Annotated in this window: 22 protein-coding genes; 16 read left to right on the top strand and 6 right to left on the bottom strand. The window is 44.0% G+C overall.

The features are described 5' to 3' along the window. Positions 1-91 precede the first annotated feature (91 nt). Entirely contained in the window at positions 92-613 is a 522-nt protein-coding gene (locus tag APB76_RS19065) for an ATP:cob(I)alamin adenosyltransferase (RefSeq protein WP_049843194.1), read from the top strand. 45 nt (positions 614-658) lie between these two features. Here the strand turns inward: APB76_RS19065 and APB76_RS19060 are convergent, their stop codons facing one another. Together APB76_RS19060 and APB76_RS19055 are read right to left on the bottom strand one after the other, a co-directional pair. Continuing rightward, a complete protein-coding gene (locus APB76_RS19060; RefSeq protein ID WP_054962326.1) occupies positions 659-1,210 on the bottom strand; it encodes a DUF924 family protein in 552 nt (183 codons plus the stop codon). 4 nt (positions 1,211-1,214) lie between these two features. Next, the gene (locus APB76_RS19055) at positions 1,215-2,645 is read right to left on the bottom strand and encodes an aminotransferase-like domain-containing protein (protein ID WP_054962325.1); all 1,431 of its coding nucleotides are present in this window, start codon (positions 2,643-2,645) and stop codon (positions 1,215-1,217) included. Positions 2,646-2,744: 99 nt separating this feature from the next. On the opposite strand from APB76_RS19055, the gene APB76_RS19050 reads away from it, so the two are divergent. The 3 genes from APB76_RS19050 (at position 2,745) to APB76_RS19040 (ending at position 4,854) form a co-directional block, all read left to right on the top strand. Continuing rightward, on the top strand, positions 2,745-3,659 hold the full coding sequence (locus APB76_RS19050) for a DMT family transporter (RefSeq protein WP_049843191.1): 915 nt from the start codon (positions 2,745-2,747) through the stop codon (positions 3,657-3,659). Positions 3,660-3,757: 98 nt separating this feature from the next. After that, positions 3,758-4,003 carry a hypothetical protein gene (locus APB76_RS19045; protein WP_054962324.1) on the top strand — a complete coding sequence of 82 codons (246 nt, stop codon included), beginning with the start codon at positions 3,758-3,760 and terminating at the stop codon, positions 4,001-4,003. Positions 4,004-4,077: 74 nt separating this feature from the next. Further along, a complete protein-coding gene (locus tag APB76_RS19040; RefSeq protein WP_049843190.1) occupies positions 4,078-4,854 on the top strand; it encodes a substrate-binding periplasmic protein in 777 nt (258 codons plus the stop codon). Positions 4,855-4,881: 27 nt separating this feature from the next. On the opposite strand, the gene APB76_RS19035 is transcribed toward APB76_RS19040, so the two are convergent. The 3 genes from APB76_RS19035 to APB76_RS19025 all read right to left on the bottom strand — a co-directional run bounded on the left by APB76_RS19035 (position 4,882) and on the right by APB76_RS19025 (position 6,732). Beyond that, a complete protein-coding gene (locus APB76_RS19035) occupies positions 4,882-5,430 on the bottom strand; it encodes an MSHA operon transcriptional regulator (protein ID WP_049843189.1) in 549 nt (182 codons plus the stop codon). Positions 5,431-5,712: 282 nt separating this feature from the next. Beyond that, positions 5,713-6,312 (bottom strand): hypothetical protein, encoded by a 600-nt coding sequence (locus tag APB76_RS19030; RefSeq protein WP_049843188.1) that lies wholly within the window; start codon positions 6,310-6,312, stop codon positions 5,713-5,715. A gap of 126 nt (positions 6,313-6,438) precedes the next feature. Further along, entirely contained in the window at positions 6,439-6,732 is a 294-nt protein-coding gene (locus APB76_RS19025; protein WP_049843187.1) for a YfcZ/YiiS family protein, read from the bottom strand. 482 nt (positions 6,733-7,214) lie between these two features. On the opposite strand from APB76_RS19025, the gene APB76_RS19020 reads away from it, so the two are divergent. After that, positions 7,215-7,676, top strand: coding sequence for a TetR/AcrR family transcriptional regulator (locus APB76_RS19020; protein WP_054962323.1), 462 nt, complete (start codon positions 7,215-7,217; stop codon positions 7,674-7,676). A gap of 62 nt (positions 7,677-7,738) precedes the next feature. On the opposite strand, the gene APB76_RS19015 is transcribed toward APB76_RS19020, so the two are convergent. After that, complete coding sequence (locus APB76_RS19015; RefSeq protein WP_054962322.1) at positions 7,739-9,295, bottom strand: methyl-accepting chemotaxis protein; 1,557 nt, start codon at positions 9,293-9,295, stop codon at positions 7,739-7,741. A 225-nt stretch (positions 9,296-9,520) separates the two neighbouring features. Between APB76_RS19015 and APB76_RS19010 the strand changes: the two genes are divergently transcribed. From APB76_RS19010 to infC, 11 genes are all read left to right on the top strand, one after another. After that, positions 9,521-10,435: a protoglobin domain-containing protein gene (locus tag APB76_RS19010; protein ID WP_049843184.1), complete on the top strand. Its 915-nt coding sequence runs from the start codon at positions 9,521-9,523 to the stop codon at positions 10,433-10,435. Positions 10,436-10,452: 17 nt separating this feature from the next. Beyond that, positions 10,453-10,818, top strand: a complete 366-nt coding sequence (locus APB76_RS19005; protein ID WP_049843183.1) for an STAS domain-containing protein — start codon at positions 10,453-10,455, stop codon at positions 10,816-10,818. 55 nt (positions 10,819-10,873) lie between these two features. Next, entirely contained in the window at positions 10,874-11,230 is a 357-nt protein-coding gene (locus APB76_RS19000; protein WP_408058723.1) for an anti-sigma regulatory factor, read from the top strand. Between the two features lies 1 nt (position 11,231). Then, positions 11,232-11,816: a SpoIIE family protein phosphatase gene (locus APB76_RS18995; protein ID WP_054962320.1), complete on the top strand. Its 585-nt coding sequence runs from the start codon at positions 11,232-11,234 to the stop codon at positions 11,814-11,816. Beyond that, positions 11,809-14,961, top strand: coding sequence for a hybrid sensor histidine kinase/response regulator (locus tag APB76_RS18990; RefSeq protein ID WP_054962319.1), 3,153 nt, complete (start codon positions 11,809-11,811; stop codon positions 14,959-14,961). Before APB76_RS18995 ends, APB76_RS18990 begins: the two co-directional genes overlap by 8 nt. After that, positions 14,954-16,084: a response regulator gene (locus APB76_RS18985; RefSeq protein ID WP_049843179.1), complete on the top strand. Its 1,131-nt coding sequence runs from the start codon at positions 14,954-14,956 to the stop codon at positions 16,082-16,084. The genes APB76_RS18990 and APB76_RS18985 overlap by 8 nt, the downstream gene beginning before the upstream one ends. A 127-nt stretch (positions 16,085-16,211) precedes the next feature. Beyond that, positions 16,212-17,216 carry a response regulator gene (locus tag APB76_RS18980; protein WP_054962318.1) on the top strand — a complete coding sequence of 335 codons (1,005 nt, stop codon included), beginning with the start codon at positions 16,212-16,214 and terminating at the stop codon, positions 17,214-17,216. Further along, entirely contained in the window at positions 17,216-17,653 is a 438-nt protein-coding gene (locus tag APB76_RS18975; RefSeq protein ID WP_049843177.1) for a PAS domain-containing protein, read from the top strand. The genes APB76_RS18980 and APB76_RS18975 overlap by 1 nt, the downstream gene beginning before the upstream one ends. 75 nt (positions 17,654-17,728) lie before the next feature. After that, positions 17,729-19,228: an NAD(P)H-hydrate dehydratase gene (locus APB76_RS18970; RefSeq protein WP_054962317.1), complete on the top strand. Its 1,500-nt coding sequence runs from the start codon at positions 17,729-17,731 to the stop codon at positions 19,226-19,228. A 211-nt stretch (positions 19,229-19,439) separates the two neighbouring features. Continuing rightward, on the top strand, positions 19,440-21,368 hold the full coding sequence (thrS, locus tag APB76_RS18965) for a threonine--tRNA ligase (protein WP_049843175.1): 1,929 nt from the start codon (positions 19,440-19,442) through the stop codon (positions 21,366-21,368). Positions 21,369-21,371: 3 nt separating this feature from the next. Further along, positions 21,372-21,923, top strand: coding sequence for a translation initiation factor IF-3 (infC, locus tag APB76_RS18960; RefSeq protein ID WP_071881323.1), 552 nt, complete (start codon positions 21,372-21,374; stop codon positions 21,921-21,923).

The raw sequence follows: 21,923 nt of genomic DNA, 5'->3' as shown, positions 1-21,923 counted from the left end.
AGCAAAAAATACCCTAATAAGAAAAAAGCCAGTCAGCTTAACTGACTGGCATTAGCCACATTGGCTCCTTTATTTTTGCCAAGGATTTATAATGCGCCCTGTAAGTAAAGAGCATGGAGAGATCTGTTATCCGTTTATCTATGAAGATAGCCCTGTGTGTGATTTCGAAATTGCTGCTGATGAACTGTGTAGTCGAATCGGCTTAGTACTGACCATGGAATTAGACTCGCTGTGTCGTGATATTTTAAGCCGTATACAGCCAAATGTTTATCACTTGAACGGTTCTGTTCGAGGTAGATTAGCGATTGATGACCAGCAAGTCCAAGAACTCTATCAAGATTATAACCTATTGCGAGATAAGTTAGATGGCGGGTTTCGAGGCTTTGTCCTTCCCGGCGGTCATCCCATTTCAGCAGAGCTGCACCTATGCCGAACTCAGGCAAAGAAAATAGTCCGCGCTTTGGTTGCTGTTGAACATTCCGGCAAAAAGTCCCCAGCACCAATTTTATTCCGCTACGCTAACTTGCTCGCTAACGTGATGTACACATTGGCTTCTTACACCAATTTGCTTCATGAAGTTGAAGAAGTAGAGTTTGTCAGTCGCAGTTACTAAACATAGATTACAAATATAGTAGGGGGCTACATAGGCCCCTCATTGTTAGAAGCTAGAGCCAGGTTGTGTAAGGAACGCCACCTCTTCAGGACTGCTAGACCGCCCTAGAATGTCGTTGCGGTGAGGATAACGTCCAAATCTGTCAATGATCACCTTATGCTTCAGTTCAAACTCGTAATTGTTTTCCATTCCCGGGACTTTAAACAGCTCAACCGCTTGTTGATGGATGATCGCTGACTCGCTGTGCATAAATGGCATATAGAGAAAGCTTCTTTGCTTGGTTTCTAACTCTTGGTCTAATCCGAGTGAGATTGCCTCTTGCGCGAGGGCGAGAGCCAAAGGATCTTGGGCAAATGCCTTGAGTGTATTACGATAGATATTGCGAGAAAACTGGTCTAGTACGATGACTTCAGCGAGTCGCCCTTGACTAGAGTCTCTCCACGCGAACAGTTCACTTTGGGCGGCACTATTAAGTAAATCTTCAAAGCGCGAAGTTATTGTCTTATCTAACTCTGAGCTGCTGACAAACCAATCTTTTGGCTCTAATTCGTTGAACCAAAAATCCAGAACGTCTGTTGCATTGGGGAGTGTACTCATGATTCTATCCGTGTAATGAGGTGGTCAACTGATGATGAATAAGAGTGGCGAGCTTTTCAACCCCAAGTTTCCAGTCTGGATTCGATAAAAAGTTGGAGCAGCTAAAGCGGACGCAATGTGAGTATTGTCCTGAGGTGTCAAAAATAGTTCCGGGTAAGATGCTGATTCCTAGCGACTTTGTTTGCTGATACAAGGCGCTGCTATCGAAACTAATTGGTAATGCGAGCCACAGTAAAAACGAACCTTGCGGCAAGAGTAACTTAAACTTTCCATTCAAACTTGGGTATTGATTGAGGCAGTAGCTTAGCTGCTGATAAAACAGTTTAGTGTTACTTTGGTACAAACGCTTCATTCTTTGTACGTGTTGGCGATACTTTCCTGAACTAAGGAAATCAGCCACGGCAGATTGCATTAGATTCAGGCTGCCCATGTTGTCACACACAAGGAACTTTTCAATTTGCGCTTGGTATTGACCTGCCAGTATCCAACCTATACGCAAGCGAGAATCAAGCATCTTAGAAAGCGAATTCACGTAGATGACCCGATCTTGCGTATCAAGAGTCTTCAGTGGCGGGATCCCTTCATCAAATGCAAGTGCACCAAAAACGTCATCTTCGATAATGGGAATAGACCCGGTTACCTCTAGTAATTTCAAACGGTTGTCTAAAGGCATTCTCGCCCCGGTCGGATTGGTAAAGTTGGGAGTGACAAGCAGTGCTTTCACATCCCAGTTATCTAGTGCATCTTGCAATGACTGAGTATCGATACCAGTACGAGGACAGCTTGGAATCTCGACCACTTTCAGCCCTAATGATTCCATCAAAAGTAGGTTGCCAAAGTAACAAGGTGACTCAACCGCAATGATGTCTCCTGCCTTGGTCAAAGCGCGAAGTGCTAAACTGATGGCTTGTTGGGCACCATGAGTAATGGCTATCTCATTTTTGCCAGCATTTACGCCGAGATCTTGGCTAATCTTAGTGAGATGTTTGAGTAAAAGCTCGTTGCCAGGAGGCAGTTGATAGTGGCTTGGGGTATGGCTTTGACGTCGACTATGGCGACCTATTTCTGCATAAAGACTTTTAATCGCAGGCGTATCTATATTTGGATGAGCAGAACCTGTCGCCAAGAGCTCCTGTTGGTGTGAGTAAGTAAGGATCTCTTTACAAACCGAAAGCAAATCAACGTTGTTCGGTGCATGTACCGACGGCGCTTGAGAGTGACGAGCAGACACGCGATAACCTGATTTAGGAACCGTATAGATCATGCCTTGTGCTTCGAGCTCTTGATAAGCACGAATGACGGTGTTTTTACTCACGGTTAATGTGTCGCTTAGTGAGCGAATCGAAGGTAGCTTATCTTCATCAGTCAACAAGCCAGTATCAATCTTCTGCCTGATGTATTGCTCAACCATCAGATACTTATTAGTCGCATTCATTAATCTGTACCCAAGAAATAATCCAAATCTGTATCTTTAAGCTTTTTCTGTACCTATTAAAGTAAACCTATATTAACAATTAGATCCAGAGGAAAGTTCATGTTAGTACGGCTCATCCCATTTGTGTTTGTTGTTCTTTGGGCTTCAGGCTTTGTTGGCGCAAGGTTTGGGCTTCAGTATGCCGAGCCCGCGACATTGCTTTCTTTACGTATGGTGCTGAATGTTGCCTTGTTCGCTGTTTTGATTGTGTTCTTACGTCGCCGATTACCAGCAGGTAAAGCTTTGCTGCATTGTGCTGTGGTTGGGGTACTTATTCATGGCTTCTATCTTGGCGGAACCTACCTCGCCATAGACCTAGGTATGCCTGCAGGGCTAAGTTCACTCTTGGTCGGTCTACAGCCAATATTAACGGCGCTAATATTAGTCTCTTTCGTTGGACAGTCGTTTAAGGCTTCTCAATGGTTGGGATTGGCGCTTGGCTTTGTCGGGATAAGTTTAGTCTTGATGGGCAAAGTAAGTTGGCAATCTGAAACGCACAAAACAGCGGCGATCATCCTTTGTTTGATCTCTTTGGTTGGTATCACCCTTGGCACCTTGTATCAGAAAAAATTCTGCCAAGGTGTCGACATGGTGGGTAGTGCGGCGGTTCAGTATTTTGCAGCGAGCCTGTTGTTTATCCCTTACGCGGTGGGTTTTGAATCCATGCAGGTGGATTGGAGTTTTTCATTTGTTCTTACCATGATTTGGCTAGTGGTCGTACTTTCATGTGTTGCGATTCTACTGCTGCTCTATATGGTAGAGCATGGGGCGGCATCCAGTGTGGCTTCCGTCTTTTACCTAGTACCGCCAACAACCGCAGTCCAAGCTTGGTTGATGTTTGGTGAGTCTTTCGATGGACTTGGTGTGCTTGGCTTTGCCTTTGCAGCTCTGGCGGTTTATTTGGTTGCCAAAGCGCCTGAGTTTAGCATCTTCAAGCGTAGAAAAGATAAAATCACTAATCCACACACTTTGTAGGTATTGGCAAATTTGGTGAAGGATCTATAATCCCGCTCCTTATTGTTGTTTGAGCTTTTTGTGTGAAAGAAAGTAGAAAACCAGGTCGAGTAGCCGCAATGAAAGGTATTATTGAGCAAGTAAAAAATACCTTACCTCTTTACGCGCCAGAAACGTTTGTGTGTGGCACCAAGGGTAATTGCGTCGGCTGTCCAAAGAAGTTGTTAGAAATGGTGGACTCTGAGATGAGTTACTGGGAGTCAGCGATAGATAGAGGTATCACTCCGCAGTTCGATGAGATTCGTCGATTTGGCAAAATGTGCTCAAGTGTTAAGCGCGGCTTAAGTCGAAACGGTCTAATTTAATTCCTCCTCCTCCTTTAGAACTGGCCATCCGTAGGCTAACTTTAGTATTAGATGGCAATTAGGGAGAGAACATTGTGAATCACAGTATCTCTATTCACCACTTGCTTGTGGCGCTTGCTGTTTGGTTATTTTCTCCAAGTGTGCTGAGCAACGAAAACGATCTGCGCGAAGTCTCGTTTTACACAGAGGCATATCCACCTGCCAATTTTCTGAAAGACGACATAATCACCGGCTACTCTGTCGAGATACTCATGGAGGCTAGCGCTTTAGTCGGAGAGCCTGTCACTTTGTCTCAGATGACGCTTCAGCCATGGGCGCGTTCTTATCGAACAGTATTGACGCACAAAAATTCCGTGTTGTTCTCCACGACGCGTTCTGAGCACCGAGAAAAACTGTTTCAGTGGGCAGGTCCAATTGTGGATATCAAAGTTGTAGTTCTGGCGCGCAAAGACGCCAATATCAAAGTTGATGACCCCCTTGATATGGCCCAGTACCGAATTGGTGTTATTCGTGATGATATAGGTGAGCAAAGCTTACTTGAGTTAGGCATTCCCCGTAACTCGATGCAAGAAGCCTCTTACGTAACCGTTCTTGCGGAACAACTAATGAAAAAGCGTATTGATTTGCTTGTATACGCTGAACGTGCAGCTTATTGGTGGTCGCGACAGGTGGGCGTAGATCCTGATATGTTTGAAGCCGTTTATGTGGTGAAAGAAGGGGATCTCTACTTTGCTGTCAACCGTAATACGGACAAAGAAATAGTCGATAAACTGCAAAAAGGGCTAGATCTGCTAAAACAAAAAGATGAATCAGGTAACAGCCGCTATCAACAAATACTCAATAAATATTAAGGACAGCATTTTGCTGTCCTTGCTCACTTAAACTTTGGCTTTTTTAACAAAGTATGGGTTATCGAATTTTTTAGGGTTTCCCAGCTCAGACAAGACCAATTTGTTCCATAGCTGAAGATCAAACATGCCTTTTTCAATAGAAGGATAGAGCGTTTCTGCCTCTTCAAGAGCAGAGCGAATAAACTGCTTCTTCTTAATTTGATTGTATTTGCGTGCTACTCGGTTGTGCTTAGCGATCCACTCTTGTTTGAACGCAATTAATCCAGGTTCAGCTTCTTCAAGTGGCAACCTCGATAGATAAATACGCTTGTACGATACCTTACGGTTCATCATGGTGCGCATAGCCGTTTGAATGTACTTACCATGATTGGTAATCGAGATATCGTTTTTATCAAAAAGTTGGACACTCCAACCCGACGGAAAAAAATTGGGCTTGCGGTACTGCTGGTTTCTAACTTCGATTGCTTGGTGCATGACAAGATCAGAAGTGCCGTTGAACGTCTGTTGCCATTTGCCGATTCGGATCTGTACAGCCGTTGGCAATCGATAAATATTGGTGAATTTATCTTGTTCCATATTAAGTACACTACTATACGTCTATGAATATGAAGACGGGAAAAAGGTGAACGCGTGGAGCACCTCGGACATTGTTCGATTTTTGTTCTGCCACAGTGTAAAGACTAGCAAGCAAGTAATCCAGTGTGTTTCGTCAACATTCAGTCAGAACTGTTGCGGCTTATTTAAGCGTTAGACTATACACGATAACTGCATGGTGTGCGAGAGTTGAGCAGAAGCAGATGTATCATTACGTTACACTAGAGCATAGCGTAACCGATACCTTATGTAATGTATCTAATACTATGGGGCTACAGCGCCACCTAGTGTTAAGTTGGTCGGCCACTTGGAAATTTGGTTTCCACCAAGAAATATATGACCTTTCACCGTCATTGTATCGGGAAACTTAGTGATCTTTGAACCGCCGATATATAGATTCCCATCTACGACTATTCCTTCAGGGAGCTGCTCTAGCGGGGTTCTTATAACACTAAGATCGCCTTTGACGCGTAATCTTGGAGGGAGCGAAGTGAGCGGCGTATCGGTTAAGTTGATGTAGCCGCCAACTTTTACACCCGAAGGCCAACGTGTCATTTGAGAGCCTAATAGGTTTGCATAACCCTTAATCTTCACCCCTTTATCAATTTTACTCAGGCTACAGTTTGTCGCAGTCAGGCTGCCTTGTATGTCTATTCCTTTTGGCAAGCGCTTGATAGAGGTTTTAGCGATGTTTAAATTTCCCTTAATCACTAAACCGCTCGGTAGCTCAGTGTAAGGTTTATTGCGTAGATCCAAGTTCCCGTAGTTATCTAGGTGATTCAAAATACGAAACTGATCAAGCACTACAGCATTTGCAGTCAGTGAGCAGGCGAGTATCAGAGTAGTAGCAAGTATACGCAGCATAACAATTGGTGTTGAGACGGTTGATACCTAGTATTAAGTCTAGGTCTTAATTGATCAATATTATTGAAAGGTTGAGAGCAAAAAACGGGCTGAATAGCCCGTTTTAGAGAAAAATCAAATAGTTGATTATCGTGCCAATGAACGAGTTTTTAGTTCAAAAATAAGCTTTTCAGCGCTTACTTCAAACTTGAAACGAGCAGTCAGTTCAGTTGACTCTTCAGTGAATGGCGACACTTCATACTCAGCAGCCGCACAAACTTGCTTTGCTAGTTCGATGTATTTATTTAGCTCTGCTTCTAGTAACGTTTTGCCTGCCGCAAAGATGGTTACTTCAGCGACATCATCACCTTCTTTAATGATGAAACCCATTTCTCCTGCACAGCCACATGCTTCGCAAACTTGTTCTGGTTCGGTGCTCATCTCAAATCAATCCTCTTACAATTAATAGGGCTATATTAGCGACTATTTGACTGTGAATCCATAAAAAGCACTATGCTACCTTGAGCCGGAAATGCAGTATGAAATGTTGTTTGTTCAAAAAATACTCAAACAATAGGTGGCGCGAATGCTTCACACTTAAGTGTGATTTAGATCAATAAATTACGAAAATTCATGTCACTCGCATGTTAGAATGCTATTCAGTTAGTTGTAAGCATCAACATTTTGTAAGATTATCGGTCGCTTATTATTATATAAACAAAAGATAACGCCCTTTAATTTCATAAATGTCACCAATGGGATTTTATTGGGAATTAGCTTGCACTGCACTATAGTTAAATATGCCGTATTGTTTAATTGTGGCTGAGTCGTTTACGTTGATAGTTGACGTATAGTACTAGAGCAAAGTGAGCTATTAGGGCGTCAATAATTATAGACGGATATACAGAGAGAAGAGCCTAAACATGCCAAAGCGTAGTAAAGAAGATACCGAGATCACCATCCAGAAAATCATGGATGCGGTTGTAGACCAGCTATTGCGATTAGGTTACGACAAGATGTCGTACACAACATTAAGCCAGCAAACTGGTGTATCGAGAACGGGGATCAGCCACCACTTTCCTAAGAAAACGGACTTCACAGCCGCTCTTGATGGCCGAATTTTTAAAATGTTTGTTGAACATATTGAACTAGACAAAGGGCTAGATGCATTTTCATCTAGCTGGGTTGTTGCGTTAGATGACGAAGAGTTTCGCGCAATCTTGCGTCTATTATTCCACCATATTGTTACTTCTCAAAGTACGCACGAATTTGCCACCAACGGTATCGAGCGCCTTTACAAGGTCTGCCAAGAGAAACTGGGTGAGGGTAGTGCGAAAGAGCTTGAATGGCTGATTGGTAAATCACTTATCCGTATGGCGCAATAGTCAAATAGAAAAAGCCTTCTTCGGAAGGCTTTTTTGAACTTGTCTTCATTAGCCTTGGCTAACTATAGCTTCCTAAATTGGGTAACAAGTTTCCCTTGTGAACCTAAGTTATCGACTAAACCTTCACACTCATCTTTAGTGTCACTTGCTAGAATATTCGTCGCCGCACATACATCACTGATCGACTGAACACTCGAGTTCATATCGTCTGTCACTCGCGCCATCTCTTCTATCGCAGTAGCGATTTGACTATTTCGATCCGAAATGTCAGTCACTTGATGAAGCAGTGAATCTAGCTTATCCCCTGATGTATTAGCGCAGTCGACACAAACATCCGAAAGCTGGTTGCCTTCGTTCATAGCCTGAACGGCTTTTTCGGTACTGACCTGAATCAGTTTGATGATGTTCTGGATCTCTTCTGTCGATTCGTGGCTTCGCTGGGCAAGTTGGCGAACCTCATCTGCAACCACTGCAAATCCTCTACCTTGCTCGCCTGCTCGTGCAGCCTCAATCGCTGCGTTAAGAGCAAGAAGGTTGGTCTGTTCAGCCACTCCCTGGATGATGACCAGTACTTCACCAATGGTTCGACCATGCTCAACCAGTTGTTGGATAACCTCTGAAGCAACGCCAAGCTGTTTAGACAACTCATTGATTGAGTCTATCGTTTGTGTGACAGAGGCTCTACCCTCATTAGCTGCTGTATTGGCTTGATCAGTGACGTCAGATGCGCTTTGTGCATTCTGGGCAATTTCATTGGCCGTAGAATGCATTTCGTTGATTGCAGCAGCGACTTGCTCTGTTTCGGAGGTTTGACCGACCAAATTCTCGGCGGTTGTTTCACAGTTTTTGGCTGAAGAACTCGCGGCCTTAGATATCTGTTGGTTTGAGTCTTGAATCCGACCCACGATGGAGTTGATTTCCGACTGGCGCATCTTAAATGCGAGTTGTATCTCTGATATGTCGTCGACCCGCTTGTTATAGACTAGTTCCATAAGTGGGTTGTCAAAAACTTTGCGCGCTTGCGCCGAGAGATCTTCTAAGCGCCTTGTTTGCGTATAGGCTGTTATGGTGCCGAGAATGAAGAAAAGCCAGATAGCCGCAATTGGGGAGTAAGCAGCGACACCACTGGTCACTAAAGCGGCCAATAGCAACACCGCTGACATACGTTGCCACAATCGGGTGCGAGGCAACTGGAGTTGAAGGGGGGTCTTTCCTTGGTTAAGTTGTGCGTATATTTGTTCGGCATTTTTTACATGTTTGCGATTAGGGGCCAGACGGACAGATTGGTACTCTACAGTTCTACCATTTTCTTTAATCGGAGAGGCAAAGGCATCAACCCAATAATGATCGCCATTCTTGCAGCGGTTTTTTACAAGCCCCATCCAAGAGTTACCCTGTTTAAGGTAACCCCACATGTTTTCAAATGCAGCAGGGGGCATGTCTGGGTGTCGTACAATGTTGTGTGGTTGATCCACCAGCTCATCAAGGGTATATCCCGCGACTTTGCAAAAATCCTGACTAGCATAGGTAATGTGACTGCTGGGCTTGGTTATGGAAAGTAGGTTGTATTCAGATGGATACGTGACTTCCTTCTGAGTTACCGGTTGGTTTACGCGCATAAGGTTCCCCTATTACTTCCTGTTCTAAAACGATTTCTATTGACCGAGTTTCATTCAGTATATGAACAAAATAAATACTTGACCTAATTACTGGGGATTATTTTGTTTTTTGATTCTTTTGTTATTTGTCAGAAAGATAATGTGGACTAAGCTTAATTGCATAATGAATGTTTAATGCTCTAGTTAAAGTGGGCAAATTCCGCGTATAGAAGCTAGGAGACAAGTATGTCGCACAGCACATCGGTTGGAACATACACAAGTGCAGCAAGCTTGCTTGAACTACACGACCTCAGTGAAGCTGATTTAGCGTTAATTCGGAAGTTTGGTGACCTAATGCTACCTAAGCTTCATGAATACGTGGGGCATTTTTATACTTGGCTAGAGAAACAACCCGAGTACCAACAGTTTTTTGCCGATGATAAGAAGCTCAAACGAGTTCAAAATGCACAAATTGAATATTGGAGCACTTTTTTTAAAGCTAAAGTTGATGACGAGTATGTAAAGCAGCGCCGAGCTGTCGGAGAGGTACATGCAAGAGTCGGGTTGTCCCTACCTACCTACTTCGCAGGTATGAATATATCAATGGTAATCTTTACTAAAAGGATGTACGACGGGAGTTTATATAGTGATGAGTACAGCTCGTTAGTTACGGCATTTACCAAACTACTCCATTTAGATACTACCATCGTAGTTGATACCTATTCGCGCCTTATTAATCGTCGTATTGCTGAACAAAGTGAAGCCTTGCTTGCGATGTCTACACCAGTCACTATGGTCTGGCAAGACATTTTGATGTTACCTATTGTGGGCATTATTGACTCGAAGCGTGCGCAAGACATCATGTCTGCGGTACTCAATAAAATATCAGAACACAGAGCCAAAATTTTCATAATGGATATCTCTGGCGTTGCAGTTGTCGATACCGCTGTTGCTAATCACTTTATCAAGATTACCAAAGCAACGAAATTAATGGGGTGTGATTGCTTAGTTTCAGGTGTTTCCCCTTCTATTGCTCAAACGATGGTCCAACTTGGTATCAATGTCGGTGAGGTACAGACCAATGCGACGTTGAGGGATGCGCTAGAAAACGCGTTTGAAATGATGGGGCTTAACGTTCAAGCACTTAAGACTTTTTCTTAGTCACGGCGTCGTACCGGATGAAAAAGTCTATTTCTATAAGCCAGCTACAGAATGTATTGGTGGCGACCATTCAAGTCGACCTAAGTCATAATATATTAGAGGACTTTCGCCATCATTTGCTGGAGAAAGTCGGTAGTCACTCAATCAGTGGGGTTCTAATCGACCTATCGGAAGTCAAAACATTAGACAGGGTCGACTTTGACCAACTGTATACGATAGCCAAAACCGTTGAAGTGATGGGAAGACGATGTTTGTTCGTCGGCATTAGGCCAGGTATTGCAATGGCGCTGGTCAATGTCGGTTACAACACAGAAAAGCTACCGTGCGCACAAAGTATCGATGATGGACTACTTGCGGTAAGAAGGGGGCCCCATGCTTGCTAGCTCTGTAGCCGAAAAAATACTTGAGAGTCATCATATCTATTCCGAAGCGGACGTGATGAGTGCAGTAATGGCAACCTATACCATCGCCCAGAAACTTGGATTCAGCGCTCCTTTGGTCAGTGAAATTGCAACATCTGTTTCTGAGTTGGCCACAAATATAGTCAAGTATGCGGGAGAAGGAGAGGTTTCCCTTCTTCAACTTGAGGTGAATGACAGCATTGGGATTAAAGTTGTTGCCGCGGACTCTGGAGGAGGGATTGCGGATGTATCTAGAGCTCTGACGGACAATTACTCTACCGGGAAATCTCTTGGGTTGGGGCTTCCCGGAGTGGTCAGAATGATGGATGATTTTGATATTCAGTCTTCACCCGAACTCGGTACGATAGTCTCTATCACCAAGTGGAAAGATTAGTATGGGTTTTCAATACGGAGTGAAATGTATTCCATACCGAGATGAACCGGAAGCAGGAGACGGTTTCTATATATCAGAATTAGAGAACGGCTTGTTTGTTACCATCATTGACGTTCTTGGGCATGGTGTAAAGGCGGCAGCATTAGCGCGGCAACTAGAGAAACAACTCGAAGAAATAGCGAGTGCAGACATCGACTGGACAATGCGTCAAGCTCACCAGTATTTGCTGGGCACCATAGGTGCGGCAATGACGATAGTTTTTTTTGACGTAGAAGAACGAAAAGGTTACGGGTTGGGTGTCGGCAATACGCTGATACGGCAGTTAGGTGAAAATGGAGGAAGCTATCAGGCGCAAGCGGGTATTGTGGGTGAACTGCTTCCCAACCTTAAGCACTTTGAATTTAACTTTGAGGGCGAAGATACCTTTTTATTCACAACCGATGGGGTGAAAGAGAACATATCCAATTCCGAACTTGAAGATGCTAATGGGAAAGCCGTCGAGTACCTCTCTTCTTATTTTATCCACTCTTTTAGCAAGCCCTTCGATGACGCCACTGTAATTGTCGTGAGGTTCAGTGATGACTAGCCAGTTTCAAATTATGGTCGCGAATAGTGATGTGTCCAGAATTGCTTTACGCCGAAAGCTTGCGTCTATTTTAGACACTCTCGGTTATCCAGCATTCGAGCGAGACCAATTGGTGCTTCTTAGCGGCGAAATTCCTCGCCATTTATTCAGCCTAACGGATCGCGTTAGCTTGGTTGCTAAGGTAATTGAAGATGCAATCGTACTCAAATGGCACTGTCCAGATATAAATGAACCGATTTCCAATCTTATTATCCCTTTGCTTGGTACTTGGGTTTCTGGACAGACACTGATATGGCGAATTGGACTAAGGTCACCACTTTCAACGCATCAGTTTTCTACTATCGCAGCCATACTTGAAGAGAAATCTCGCGACGAATTGCTTGAAGAGTTGCAACTAAAGAACCGTGCGTTAGCGGAGCATCAGCAAGGGTTAGAAGCGGAAATTGAGCGCCGAACAAAAGACCTTAAAGCGTCAGAGGCGTTGTCTAGTACCATCATTGATGGCGCACCCTCTAGTGTCGTTATTATTGATGTTATTCAGAAAATCATAATGTGGAATAAAACGGCTGAGCAGACGTATGGTTTTACTTCACAAGAAGCCGTCGGAAAAAACCTTTGTGAACTACTGAACATTGAGATTCCGACAGAGCTGCAAGAGGTTCTGAGTGGTGAACTTTCGATAGATGATAAAGATAAAGTCAGTGGTGGCTTCTTTGAAGTAGACACCTTTACCAAAACAGGAAAGATGATTCCAATTGACCTTGGGATAAGTATTTTTTGGTTTGATGAGCAGTGCTGCGCGGCGATGTTTTTACGTGATGTAACATCAAGAAAACGGGTGGAAGATGAGTTAACGAAAGCGCGAGCCAAGGCTGAAGAAGCGGTTGAAGTAAAATCGATGTTCCTAGCCAATATGAGTCACGAAATTCGTACACCCATGAACGCAATCATAGGGATGTCACACCTTGCTCTAAAGACCGAACTATCTCCTAAACAACATGACTACCTAACTAAAATTCATAACTCTGCGTCTTTGTTACTCGGCATCATCAATGACATTCTCGATTTCAGTAAGATCGAGGCAGGGAAGCTGACCATAGAAGAAATTGAATTTTGTCTAGATGATGTTCTGCACAACGTTTCAATGGTTACGGGGCAAAAGGCCTTTGAAAAAGGTTTGGAGCTTCTATTTAAGGTTTCTAAAGATGTACCTAAAGTGATTAAAGGCGATCCTTTGCGCTTAGGGCAGATCATCATAAATTTGGTCAACAATGCAGTCAAATTTACAGCAGAAGGTGAAATTTCAGTTACCGTCACGGTCGAACCTGAAGCTACTGGCAGCGCCTATTTGTGTCTCGAGGTGCAAGATACAGGTATAGGAATGTCCAAAGATCAAACAGATAAGCTGTTCAATGCGTTTACTCAAGCTGACGGTTCTACTACTCGTCGGTATGGCGGGACGGGGCTAGGGCTGTCCATATGCCGCAGGTTGGTGGAGCTAATGGGGGGGGAGATTCGAGTCGATAGTACGCCAAATCTCGGTAGTTGTTTCTCTTTCAGCGTGTTAGTGAGTTATGACGATTCCAACCAAGACAAATATTTGATCGTGCCTGACACGCTTCACTCAGTAAAAGCATTAGCTGTTGATGATAATGAACATGCCTTGCTGATCATGGAAGACATGCTCGATGTGTTGCCACAAAAGCCGAAGTTAGTTGATAGTGGATTAACAGCACTCAAAGAGCTTAAGCGTGCCTCAGAAGATGGAGAGCCTTACAACCTTGTATTTATGGATTGGAAAATGCCTGAATTGAGTGGTATTGAAGCGACACAGTTGATTCGTCAGCAAATTAGCGCTGAACACCAGCCAAAAATGGTCATTGTTACTGCCTACGATAAAGATGATATCTCCGAACAATTTGACGACTTGGATATTGCAGGGTTCTTATCTAAGCCGATAGGGCAATCTTTTCTTTTTGACCTGCTTGTGGACCTGTTTGCGCCAAATCGCTCAACTGCAAAATCTCACATAAAAAGCAGAAATTCAAAACATGAAAGTAGTTTTAATGGATTGAAGGCTCTTCTTGTGGAAGACAACGAGATCAATCAGCAGATCGCGGTTGAGTTAATGGAAGACAAAGCGATTCAAGTCACGGTTGCTAACAATGGATTAGAAGCTTTAGAGACACTCGAGAAGGGCGAAAGTCACTTCGATATTATTTTTATGGATTTACAAATGCCGATCATGGATGGCTATGAGGCAAGTCGCCGGATACGCGCTAACAAAATATATGACGATATTCCGTTAGTCGCCATGACGGCACACGCAATGGTTGAAGAGCGAGAAAGGTGCTTGAACTTGGGGATGAATGAACATGTTTCTAAGCCGATAGACCCAGAGGTATTGTACTCTACCATCAAACGTTGCTGTATCGACAAGATACAGCGAAATGAGTCGAACGAGCTGTACATTGAATCCCCTGTCATAAGCCATGATGCAGCAATAGTGGGGGGGCATTCGATTTATGATATCGAATTACTTGATGCAAAAAGCGGTTTAATGAGAGTCGCGGGGAATGAAGTTCTGTATCAAAGGCTGCTCTCTCAACTAGTTGAGAAAGAGCACGATTTTTGCAAACGTTTAGACATTGCCCTAGAGAAAAACGATCACCAGCAAGCGAAACTTCTTATCCACACACTAAAAGGATCTAGTGGTAATCTGGGTGCTACTCGTCTCTCTGATATTGCAGCCAGATTAGAATTGCAATTTGAAGGGAGTGAGCCGAAGCCAGAACTGAAGAGCTTAACTGAGGAACTTAAATCTCACCTAGAGCCATTTTTCATGGAAATATGTAGAGGGTTAGGGAGACCTTATCCCACTGAAGTTAAAGAGAGTTTGGATGACGAGAGTATTGCACTAATTGCTCGTTTAGATATGTTACTTAATGAATTTGACTCAAGCGCAATTGAGTTTCTTGACGAGCACTACTTACGACTTAATACTTTACTAGAGTCAGAGAACTTTGAAGCCTGCTGTCGAAATATTCATGATTGTGATTTTCTTGCTGCGAGCAAGGCGTTAAAGAAGGCTATCAGTATCTACCCGTTAGATATAGATAAAGTGTTTGGAGAGTCAAGTGGCTGAATCGGTATCGAGTGTTCTTGTTGTCGACGACAACGCTGAAAATAGGGTGCTATTGAGTAGTTTGCTTAAGCCGCACCATAAAGTGGTTGTGGCGACAAGTGGGCAACAAGCGCTTTCTATTTGTCAAAAGCAAGCACCAGATATCGTTTTACTGGATATTATGATGCCTGAAATGGACGGCTATGAAGTATGTGAAAAGCTCAAAGCCAACCCGAAAACACAGCACATTCCGGTTATCTTTCTCACTGCAAAAACCCAGATTGAAGACGAACAACGTGGATTTGAAGTGGGCGCGGTGGATTATATTTTGAAACCTATTAGCCCGCCTACCTTGTTATCTAGAATCAATACCCATCTGAAATTACGGTTTACGATGGAAGAGTTGTCTGAACAAAACGATCACCTTGAAGAACGGGTTAGGAAGCGGACCCGAGAGTTAGAGATGCTACAAGATGCCACAATCGGGGCGATGGCCTCATTGGCAGAAACCAGAGATAACGAAACGGGTAACCATATTCGCCGGACTCAGAATTATGTCAAACTTCTTGCAGAAGAGCTGCTATTGAATGGCTATTATACAGATGAGCTGAATCCAGAATCGATAGAATTGCTTTACAAATCCGCCCCTTTGCATGATATAGGTAAGGTTGGTATCCCCGACAGTGTATTGCTCAAACCAGGTAAGCTAACCGATGAAGAGTTTCAGCTAATGAAATTTCATACTACGCTTGGTCGTGCGGTATTGCTCACAGTTGAGGACTCTATTGATTTTAAGTGTGATTTCCTCCAGACCGCCAAAGAAATAGCCTATAGTCATCAGGAAAAGTGGGATGGTGGTGGTTACCCTGAAGGTTTGTCTGATTACGATATCCCTCTTAGTGCACGTTTGATGGCTGTGGCAGATGTTTATGATGCCTTAATCTCTGAACGCGTTTACAAGCCTGCTTTCTCTCATGACAAAGCAGTAAGCATTATTGCCGAAGGGGCGGGGACCCATTTTGAACCACTGTTAGTGGATACTTTTCTAGCGATAGAAGATAAATTCAGAGAAATAGCCTCGACATTTCGTGATGAAGGGTTTGACGAAGATTCATTTAACCAAAAAGCGAGTGGTGATGAGTAAGCAGATAGTTGTGTTAAGTGGTCTTATCTATTGTTTACTCAAAAGAATTTTCAGCCTGCCGTGCCTGGTGCGCTATCGTTCTGTTACACTCTAATAATAAACTATAAATATAGGAGTAGGTGTACGCATGTCTTTTCCGGTACTTATATGCGATGACTCCGCTTTAGCGAGAAAGCAAATGGCTCGCTCACTGCCTGCTTCGCTAAACGCTGATATCACCTTTGCCGTCCATGGATTGGATGCTTTAGAGCAGCTAGAACAAAATGAATTTAAGCTGATGTTCTTGGATTTAACCATGCCAGAGTTGGATGGGTTTGGAACATTAGAAGAAATTGGCAAGCGAGGTATTGGTGTTCCTGTGGTGGTTGTATCAGGGGATATTCAACCTAAAGCTAAAGAACGAGTGATGACGCTTGGAGCAAAGGCGTTTATCCAGAAACCAATCGACAAAGATGCACTTAATCGAGTGCTTAAAGAGTTAGTTGAGCCCCCAACTCAACCAAGAATTGTCACCCCTGTTTCTGTTGAATTACCGATACTCCGCCGCCGCGACATTTATATGGAAGTGGCGAACGTGTCTATTGGGCAAGCCGCTGATGCGTTGGCTAGACACTTTGATGTGTTTGTCCATTTACCCTTACCAAACGTAAACATACTAGAAGTGAGTGAGCTTCACATGGCTCTTCGGGACCTAGCGGAAAACGACCAAGTCTCAGGCGTGTGCCAAGGGTTCAGCGGAGAAGGAATTGCTGGTGAAGCTCTGGTGCTCTTGAGTGATTCCAGCGTGTGTGACCTGAAAAAGTTAATGAAGATACCAGCGGATAGCGAAGAGTTAGAAGAACTTGAACTATTAATGGATGTGTCAAATATCTTAGTGGGGTCATTCTTGAATGGTTTGGGTAAGCAAGCTGAGGTGCGTTTCTTTCAGAGCTCTCCAGTTTTGTTGGGGCAGCATATCTCTATCGATTCTGTTATTTCTTCAACGACGGGGGCGTTTAAAAAGACCATGACATTTGAAGTCAGCTATAACATTGATGGGACGTCAATACGCTGTGATTTACTGTTTATGTTTGTGGATGAATCATTGCCACTCCTAGACAACAAACTTTCGTATCTAATGGAGGACTTCTAATGTTATCTCTTCCAGCTGAGTTTGAGCAATTCCACTGGATGGTGGACATGGTGCAAAACGTTGATTTGGGGCTAGTTGTTCTTGATACCGACCATAATGTTCAGGTTTGGAATGGCTTTATGACCCACCATAGTGGCATACAGGCGCATGATGCGATTGGTAAGTCTCTGTTTGAGCTATTTCCTGAAATTCCACAAGATTGGTTTAGACTGAAAACTAAACCTGTCTATGATTTAGGTTGTCGCAGCTTCATTACTTGGCAACAGCGCCCATATTTGTTTAAGTGCCGAAATGTGCGCCCAGTGACCCAACAAGCTGACTTCATGTACCAGAACATCACCCTCAATCCGATGCGCACCCCAACTGGAGAAATTCGTTCCATGTTTTTATCAATACAAGATGCGACTGCCGAGGCACTGGTTTCCAAGAATCAGTAATCTGTAATCAACGCCAAGGAAATCCTTGGCGTTGTTGTATATGCTTTTAGTATCAGTCATCAATCCTTCGTATCAATGAACTCAGCACTTCCTTTAGAACTCTATACCGGACAACAAGTCAAATTGGGTGAGCAGCAAGCGGCAAAGCTCGCTGGCGCCGAGATGTATACACTAATGCTTCGAGCTGGGCTGGCAACTTATCAAGTGATGAGAGACAAGTTTCCTCATGCAAAGAGCATTATGATCATGGTAGGTACAGGAAACAACGGAGGAGATGGGTTTGTCGTCGCCAAGTTGGCTAAATCAGATGGTTTAGAAGTTTCTCTTTATCTATACGGTGATGAGGCAAAAGTATCTGGCGATGCGGCTAAAGCCAAACAAGAGTGGACTGAGTGCGGTGGAAAGATTCAGGCGTTCGACTCGTCGGATTGGTCGAAAACCAGCGCGGATGTGTTGATTGACGGACTATTGGGCACAGGTCTTACGGGAGAAGTCAGACAACCACTTCAAGATCTAATCGCAAAGGTCAATGACAGCCAAGTTCCGGTTATCGCGATAGATACCCCTTCCGGTTTGTGTACCGACAGTGGTCAAATCTTGGGAAATGCGATCATTGCAAAACACACAATTACGTTTATTGGCGTAAAACAGGGTTTAACAACCGGACAGGCGAGAGCTTATACAGGTGAGCTTCACTTTGCGGGCTTAGGCGTTGAGAATGAATTTAGGCAGTGCGTCGAAGCCAGTAGCCGTTTTATCGATACGGAGCAATTTCGCTTAGCGATGCCGCCCCGTATCGCGACGGCCCACAAAGGCAATAATGGTCGATTGTTATGCCTTGGTGGTAATCAAGGTTACGCGGGCGCCATTCGTTTATGCGCAACGGCCAGTGCTCGGTGTGGTGCTGGCCTGATACGCTCGCTATGTCATCCAAGCTCGGCTCTACCATTACAGATTGCGTGCCCTGAAGTGATGACACTTGGTTGGTGCAGCGAAGTCAATTATTTGCAAGAGTCCCTAAGATTTGCCGATGTCATCGCTTTAGGGCCGGGATTGGGTACAGATGATTGGGCACATGTGCTCTACTCCAATGTAAAAAACATAGAAAAAAACAAAGTGATCGATGCCGATGGGTTGAATTTGTTAGCTCAGCAACCTCATGTTGATGATTTGCGAGTCATCACCCCCCACTCAGGAGAAGCGGCTCGCCTTTTGGGATGCAGCGTCAGAGATATTGAACAAGATCGCTTTCAAGCTGTGCGAAATTTACACAACAAATACGGTGGCGTTGTTGTGTTAAAAGGCGCTGGAACTTTGATCTATGATGGAGAAAGCGTCTATCTTTGTCAGGCTGGAAATGCAGGTATGGCGACGGGAGGAATGGGAGATGTGCTTACTGGTATTATTGCCGCTTTGCTTGTTCAGGGAATGTCGTTAGCCAACTCTGCGAAGTTTGGGGTTTTGATGCACAGTGTTGCCGCAGACAATATTGCAAAGCACAAAGGGCAAATCGGCATGCTCGCCAGCGATGTGATCGACGAATCAAGGAAAGTGCTCAATAGCTGGCTGAACTGATTGCTTTTTGAACTTTTCTCAACCAATTCTGTGACTTCGATTGTTATTTCACATTAATTCGTTACAATGCTCCTTCTTTCCTGAGTTGTGCATCCGTATTTGCGCAGAAAAGGACACGAACTCTCGTCTTTAATCTTTGAATTCTCATTAAAGACTCGTTTTAAATTGCATGTGTTGCTTGGTGTGCAACACCACTGTAAAGGATATTTTAATGCCTATTATTACTCTTCCTGACGGTAGTCAGCGTCAGTTCGACAACCCAGTTTCTACTCTTGATGTTGCTCAATCTATCGGTCCTGGTCTTGCGAAAGCAACCATTGCTGGTCGTGTTGATGGTAACCGTGTTGATGCATGTGATCTTATTGAACAAGATTCAAGCCTTGAAATCGTCACAGTAAAAGATGAAGTAGATGGTCTAGAAATCGTTCGTCACTCATGTGCTCACCTGCTAGGTCACGCGATCAAGCAGCTTTACCCTGAAGCAAAAATGGCGATCGGTCCAACAATCGATAACGGTTTCTACTATGATATCGATCTTGAGTACTCTCTAACGCAAGAAGATCTAGAGAAGATCGAAAAGCGCATGAAAGAGCTTGCCAAGACCAAATACCAAGTTATCAAGAAAAAGGTTAGCTGGCAGGAAGCACGCGATGCATTTGAAGCTCGCGGTGAAACATACAAGATGGAAATTTTGGACGAAAACGTCTCTCGTGATGACCGTCCAGGCCTATACCATCATGAAGAATACATCGATATGTGTCGTGGACCTCACGTACCACATATGGGTTTCTGTCAGCACTTTACGCTACTGAACGTAGCAGGTGCATACTGGCGTGGTAACAGTGACAACAAGATGCTTCAGCGTATCTACGGTACTGCGTTCCACGACAAAAAAGCGCTTAAAGCACACCTAACTCGCCTAGAAGAAGCGGCGAAGCGTGACCACCGTAAGATTGGTAAGCAACTAGACCTATTCCACATGCAGCAAGAAGCACCGGGTATGGTGTTCTGGCACCACAATGGTTGGTCTATTTTCCGTGACTTAGAAGTATTTGTTCGCGAAAAACTGACAGAGTACGGCTACCAAGAAGTAAAAGGTCCGCTTATTATGGACCGCGTTCTTTGGGAACGTTCTGGTCACTGGGACAAATACGCAGAAGCAATGTTTACGACTTCTTCAGAGAACCGTGAATACGCGCTTAAGCCGATGAACTGCCCAGGTCACGTACAAATCTTTAACCAAGGTCTAAAATCTTACCGTGACCTACCGCTACGTATGGCGGAGTTTGGTTCATGTCACCGTAACGAACCATCTGGTGCACTACACGGCATTATGCGTGTACGTGGCTTCACTCAAGATGATGCACACATCTTCTGTACTGAAAGTCAGATTCAAGAAGAGGTGACTAGCTGTATCAAGATGGTGTACGATACGTACCAAACATTTGGTTTCGACAACATCGTTGTTAAACTGTCTACTCGTCCTGAAAAGCGTGTTGGTTCAGATGAGATCTGGGATCAGTCTGAAGATGCGCTTAAGCAATCTCTTGAAGCGATGAACATCGCTTACGAAATTCAAGAAGGCGAAGGTGCGTTCTATGGTCCGAAGATTGAATTTACTCTTCATGACTGTTTAGATCGTGCATGGCAATGTGGTACAGTACAGCTTGACTTCAACTTACCAGGCCGTCTAGGTGCAACCTACGTTGATGAGAATAACGAGCGTCAAACGCCAGTTATGATTCACCGTGCGATTCTAGGTTCACTAGAGCGTTTCATTGGTATTTTGATTGAAGAATACTTTGGCTTCTTCCCAACTTGGTTATCGCCAGAACAGGCTGTAATCATGAACATCACTGATAAGCAGTCAGATTATGTTCAGGAAGTGGCACAAAAACTACAAAAATGTGGAATTAGAGCCAAAGCGGACTTGAGAAATGAGAAGATTGGCTTTAAAATCCGCGAACATACTTTGAAGCGTGTACCGTATATGCTTGTTTGTGGCGACCAGGAAATGGAAGCAGGCGAAATTGCAGTACGTACTCGTAAAGGCAAAGATCTTGGCAAGTTTAAAGTGGATGATTTTATTTCATACATCCAAGACGAGATCTCAAGCCGTAAGCTCAATCTGGAGGAATAAACTATTAAAGGCGGAAGACGCGGCCAAGTACCGGCCAAACAAAATGCTCATCGTTTAAACGGTGAAATTCGTGGCGTTCGTGAAGTTCGTTTAACTGGCGCTGATGGTGAATCAGTTGGTGTTGTCTCTATTCAAGAAGCAGTAGCAGCAGCTGAAGAAGCGGGTATGGATCTAGTAGAAATCAGTCCAAACGCTGAGCCACCAGTATGTCGTGTAATGGACTACGGTAAATTCCTCTTTGAGAAGAGCAAATCTGCTAAAGAGCAGAAGAAGAAGCAAAAACAGGTTCAGATTAAGGAAGTAAAATTCCGCCCTGGAACTGATATTGGAGACTATCAGGTAAAACTACGCAACCTGACGCGTTTCCTTGAAGAAGGCAACAAAGTGAAGGTAACAATTCGCTTCCGTGGCCGAGAAATGGCACACCAAGAGATCGGTGTTGACGTTCTAAATCGTCTTAAGGAAGACACTGTTGATTTAGCAGTAGTGGAATCTTTCCCTAAGAAGATCGAAGGTCGTCAGATGATCATGGTTCTTGCCCCTAAAAAGAAGTAA

The sequence above is a fragment of the Vibrio bivalvicida genome (assembly GCF_001399455.2).
Lineage (GTDB): Bacteria > Pseudomonadota > Gammaproteobacteria > Enterobacterales > Vibrionaceae > Vibrio > Vibrio bivalvicida.
Note: the sequence above shows the minus strand (reverse complement) of the source record. Positions and strands in the feature narration are given on the sequence as shown.

Bases quoted from the DNA above. Each gene is read 5' to 3' on its own strand.
- APB76_RS19065 (WP_049843194.1), top strand. From the start codon at position 92: ATGCGCCCTGTAAGTAAAGAGCATGGAGAGATCTGTTATCCGTTTATC.
- APB76_RS19060 (WP_054962326.1), bottom strand. From the start codon at position 1,210: ATGAGTACACTCCCCAATGCAACAGACGTTCTGGATTTTTGGTTCAAC.
- APB76_RS19055 (WP_054962325.1), bottom strand. From the start codon at position 2,645: ATGAATGCGACTAATAAGTATCTGATGGTTGAGCAATACATCAGGCAG.
- APB76_RS19050 (WP_049843191.1), top strand. From the start codon at position 2,745: ATGTTAGTACGGCTCATCCCATTTGTGTTTGTTGTTCTTTGGGCTTCA.
- APB76_RS19045 (WP_054962324.1), top strand. From the start codon at position 3,758: ATGAAAGGTATTATTGAGCAAGTAAAAAATACCTTACCTCTTTACGCG.
- APB76_RS19035 (WP_049843189.1), bottom strand. From the start codon at position 5,430: ATGGAACAAGATAAATTCACCAATATTTATCGATTGCCAACGGCTGTA.
- APB76_RS19030 (WP_049843188.1), bottom strand. From the start codon at position 6,312: ATGCTGCGTATACTTGCTACTACTCTGATACTCGCCTGCTCACTGACT.
- APB76_RS19025 (WP_049843187.1), bottom strand. From the start codon at position 6,732: ATGAGCACCGAACCAGAACAAGTTTGCGAAGCATGTGGCTGTGCAGGA.
- APB76_RS19020 (WP_054962323.1), top strand. From the start codon at position 7,215: ATGCCAAAGCGTAGTAAAGAAGATACCGAGATCACCATCCAGAAAATC.
- APB76_RS19015 (WP_054962322.1), bottom strand. From the start codon at position 9,295: ATGCGCGTAAACCAACCGGTAACTCAGAAGGAAGTCACGTATCCATCT.
- APB76_RS19010 (WP_049843184.1), top strand. From the start codon at position 9,521: ATGTCGCACAGCACATCGGTTGGAACATACACAAGTGCAGCAAGCTTG.
- APB76_RS19005 (WP_049843183.1), top strand. From the start codon at position 10,453: ATGAAAAAGTCTATTTCTATAAGCCAGCTACAGAATGTATTGGTGGCG.
- APB76_RS19000 (WP_408058723.1), top strand. From the start codon at position 10,874: ATGAGTGCAGTAATGGCAACCTATACCATCGCCCAGAAACTTGGATTC.
- APB76_RS18995 (WP_054962320.1), top strand. From the start codon at position 11,232: ATGGGTTTTCAATACGGAGTGAAATGTATTCCATACCGAGATGAACCG.
- APB76_RS18990 (WP_054962319.1), top strand. From the start codon at position 11,809: ATGACTAGCCAGTTTCAAATTATGGTCGCGAATAGTGATGTGTCCAGA.
- APB76_RS18980 (WP_054962318.1), top strand. From the start codon at position 16,212: ATGTCTTTTCCGGTACTTATATGCGATGACTCCGCTTTAGCGAGAAAG.
- APB76_RS18975 (WP_049843177.1), top strand. From the start codon at position 17,216: ATGTTATCTCTTCCAGCTGAGTTTGAGCAATTCCACTGGATGGTGGAC.
- APB76_RS18970 (WP_054962317.1), top strand. From the start codon at position 17,729: ATGAACTCAGCACTTCCTTTAGAACTCTATACCGGACAACAAGTCAAA.
- thrS (WP_049843175.1), top strand. From the start codon at position 19,440: ATGCCTATTATTACTCTTCCTGACGGTAGTCAGCGTCAGTTCGACAAC.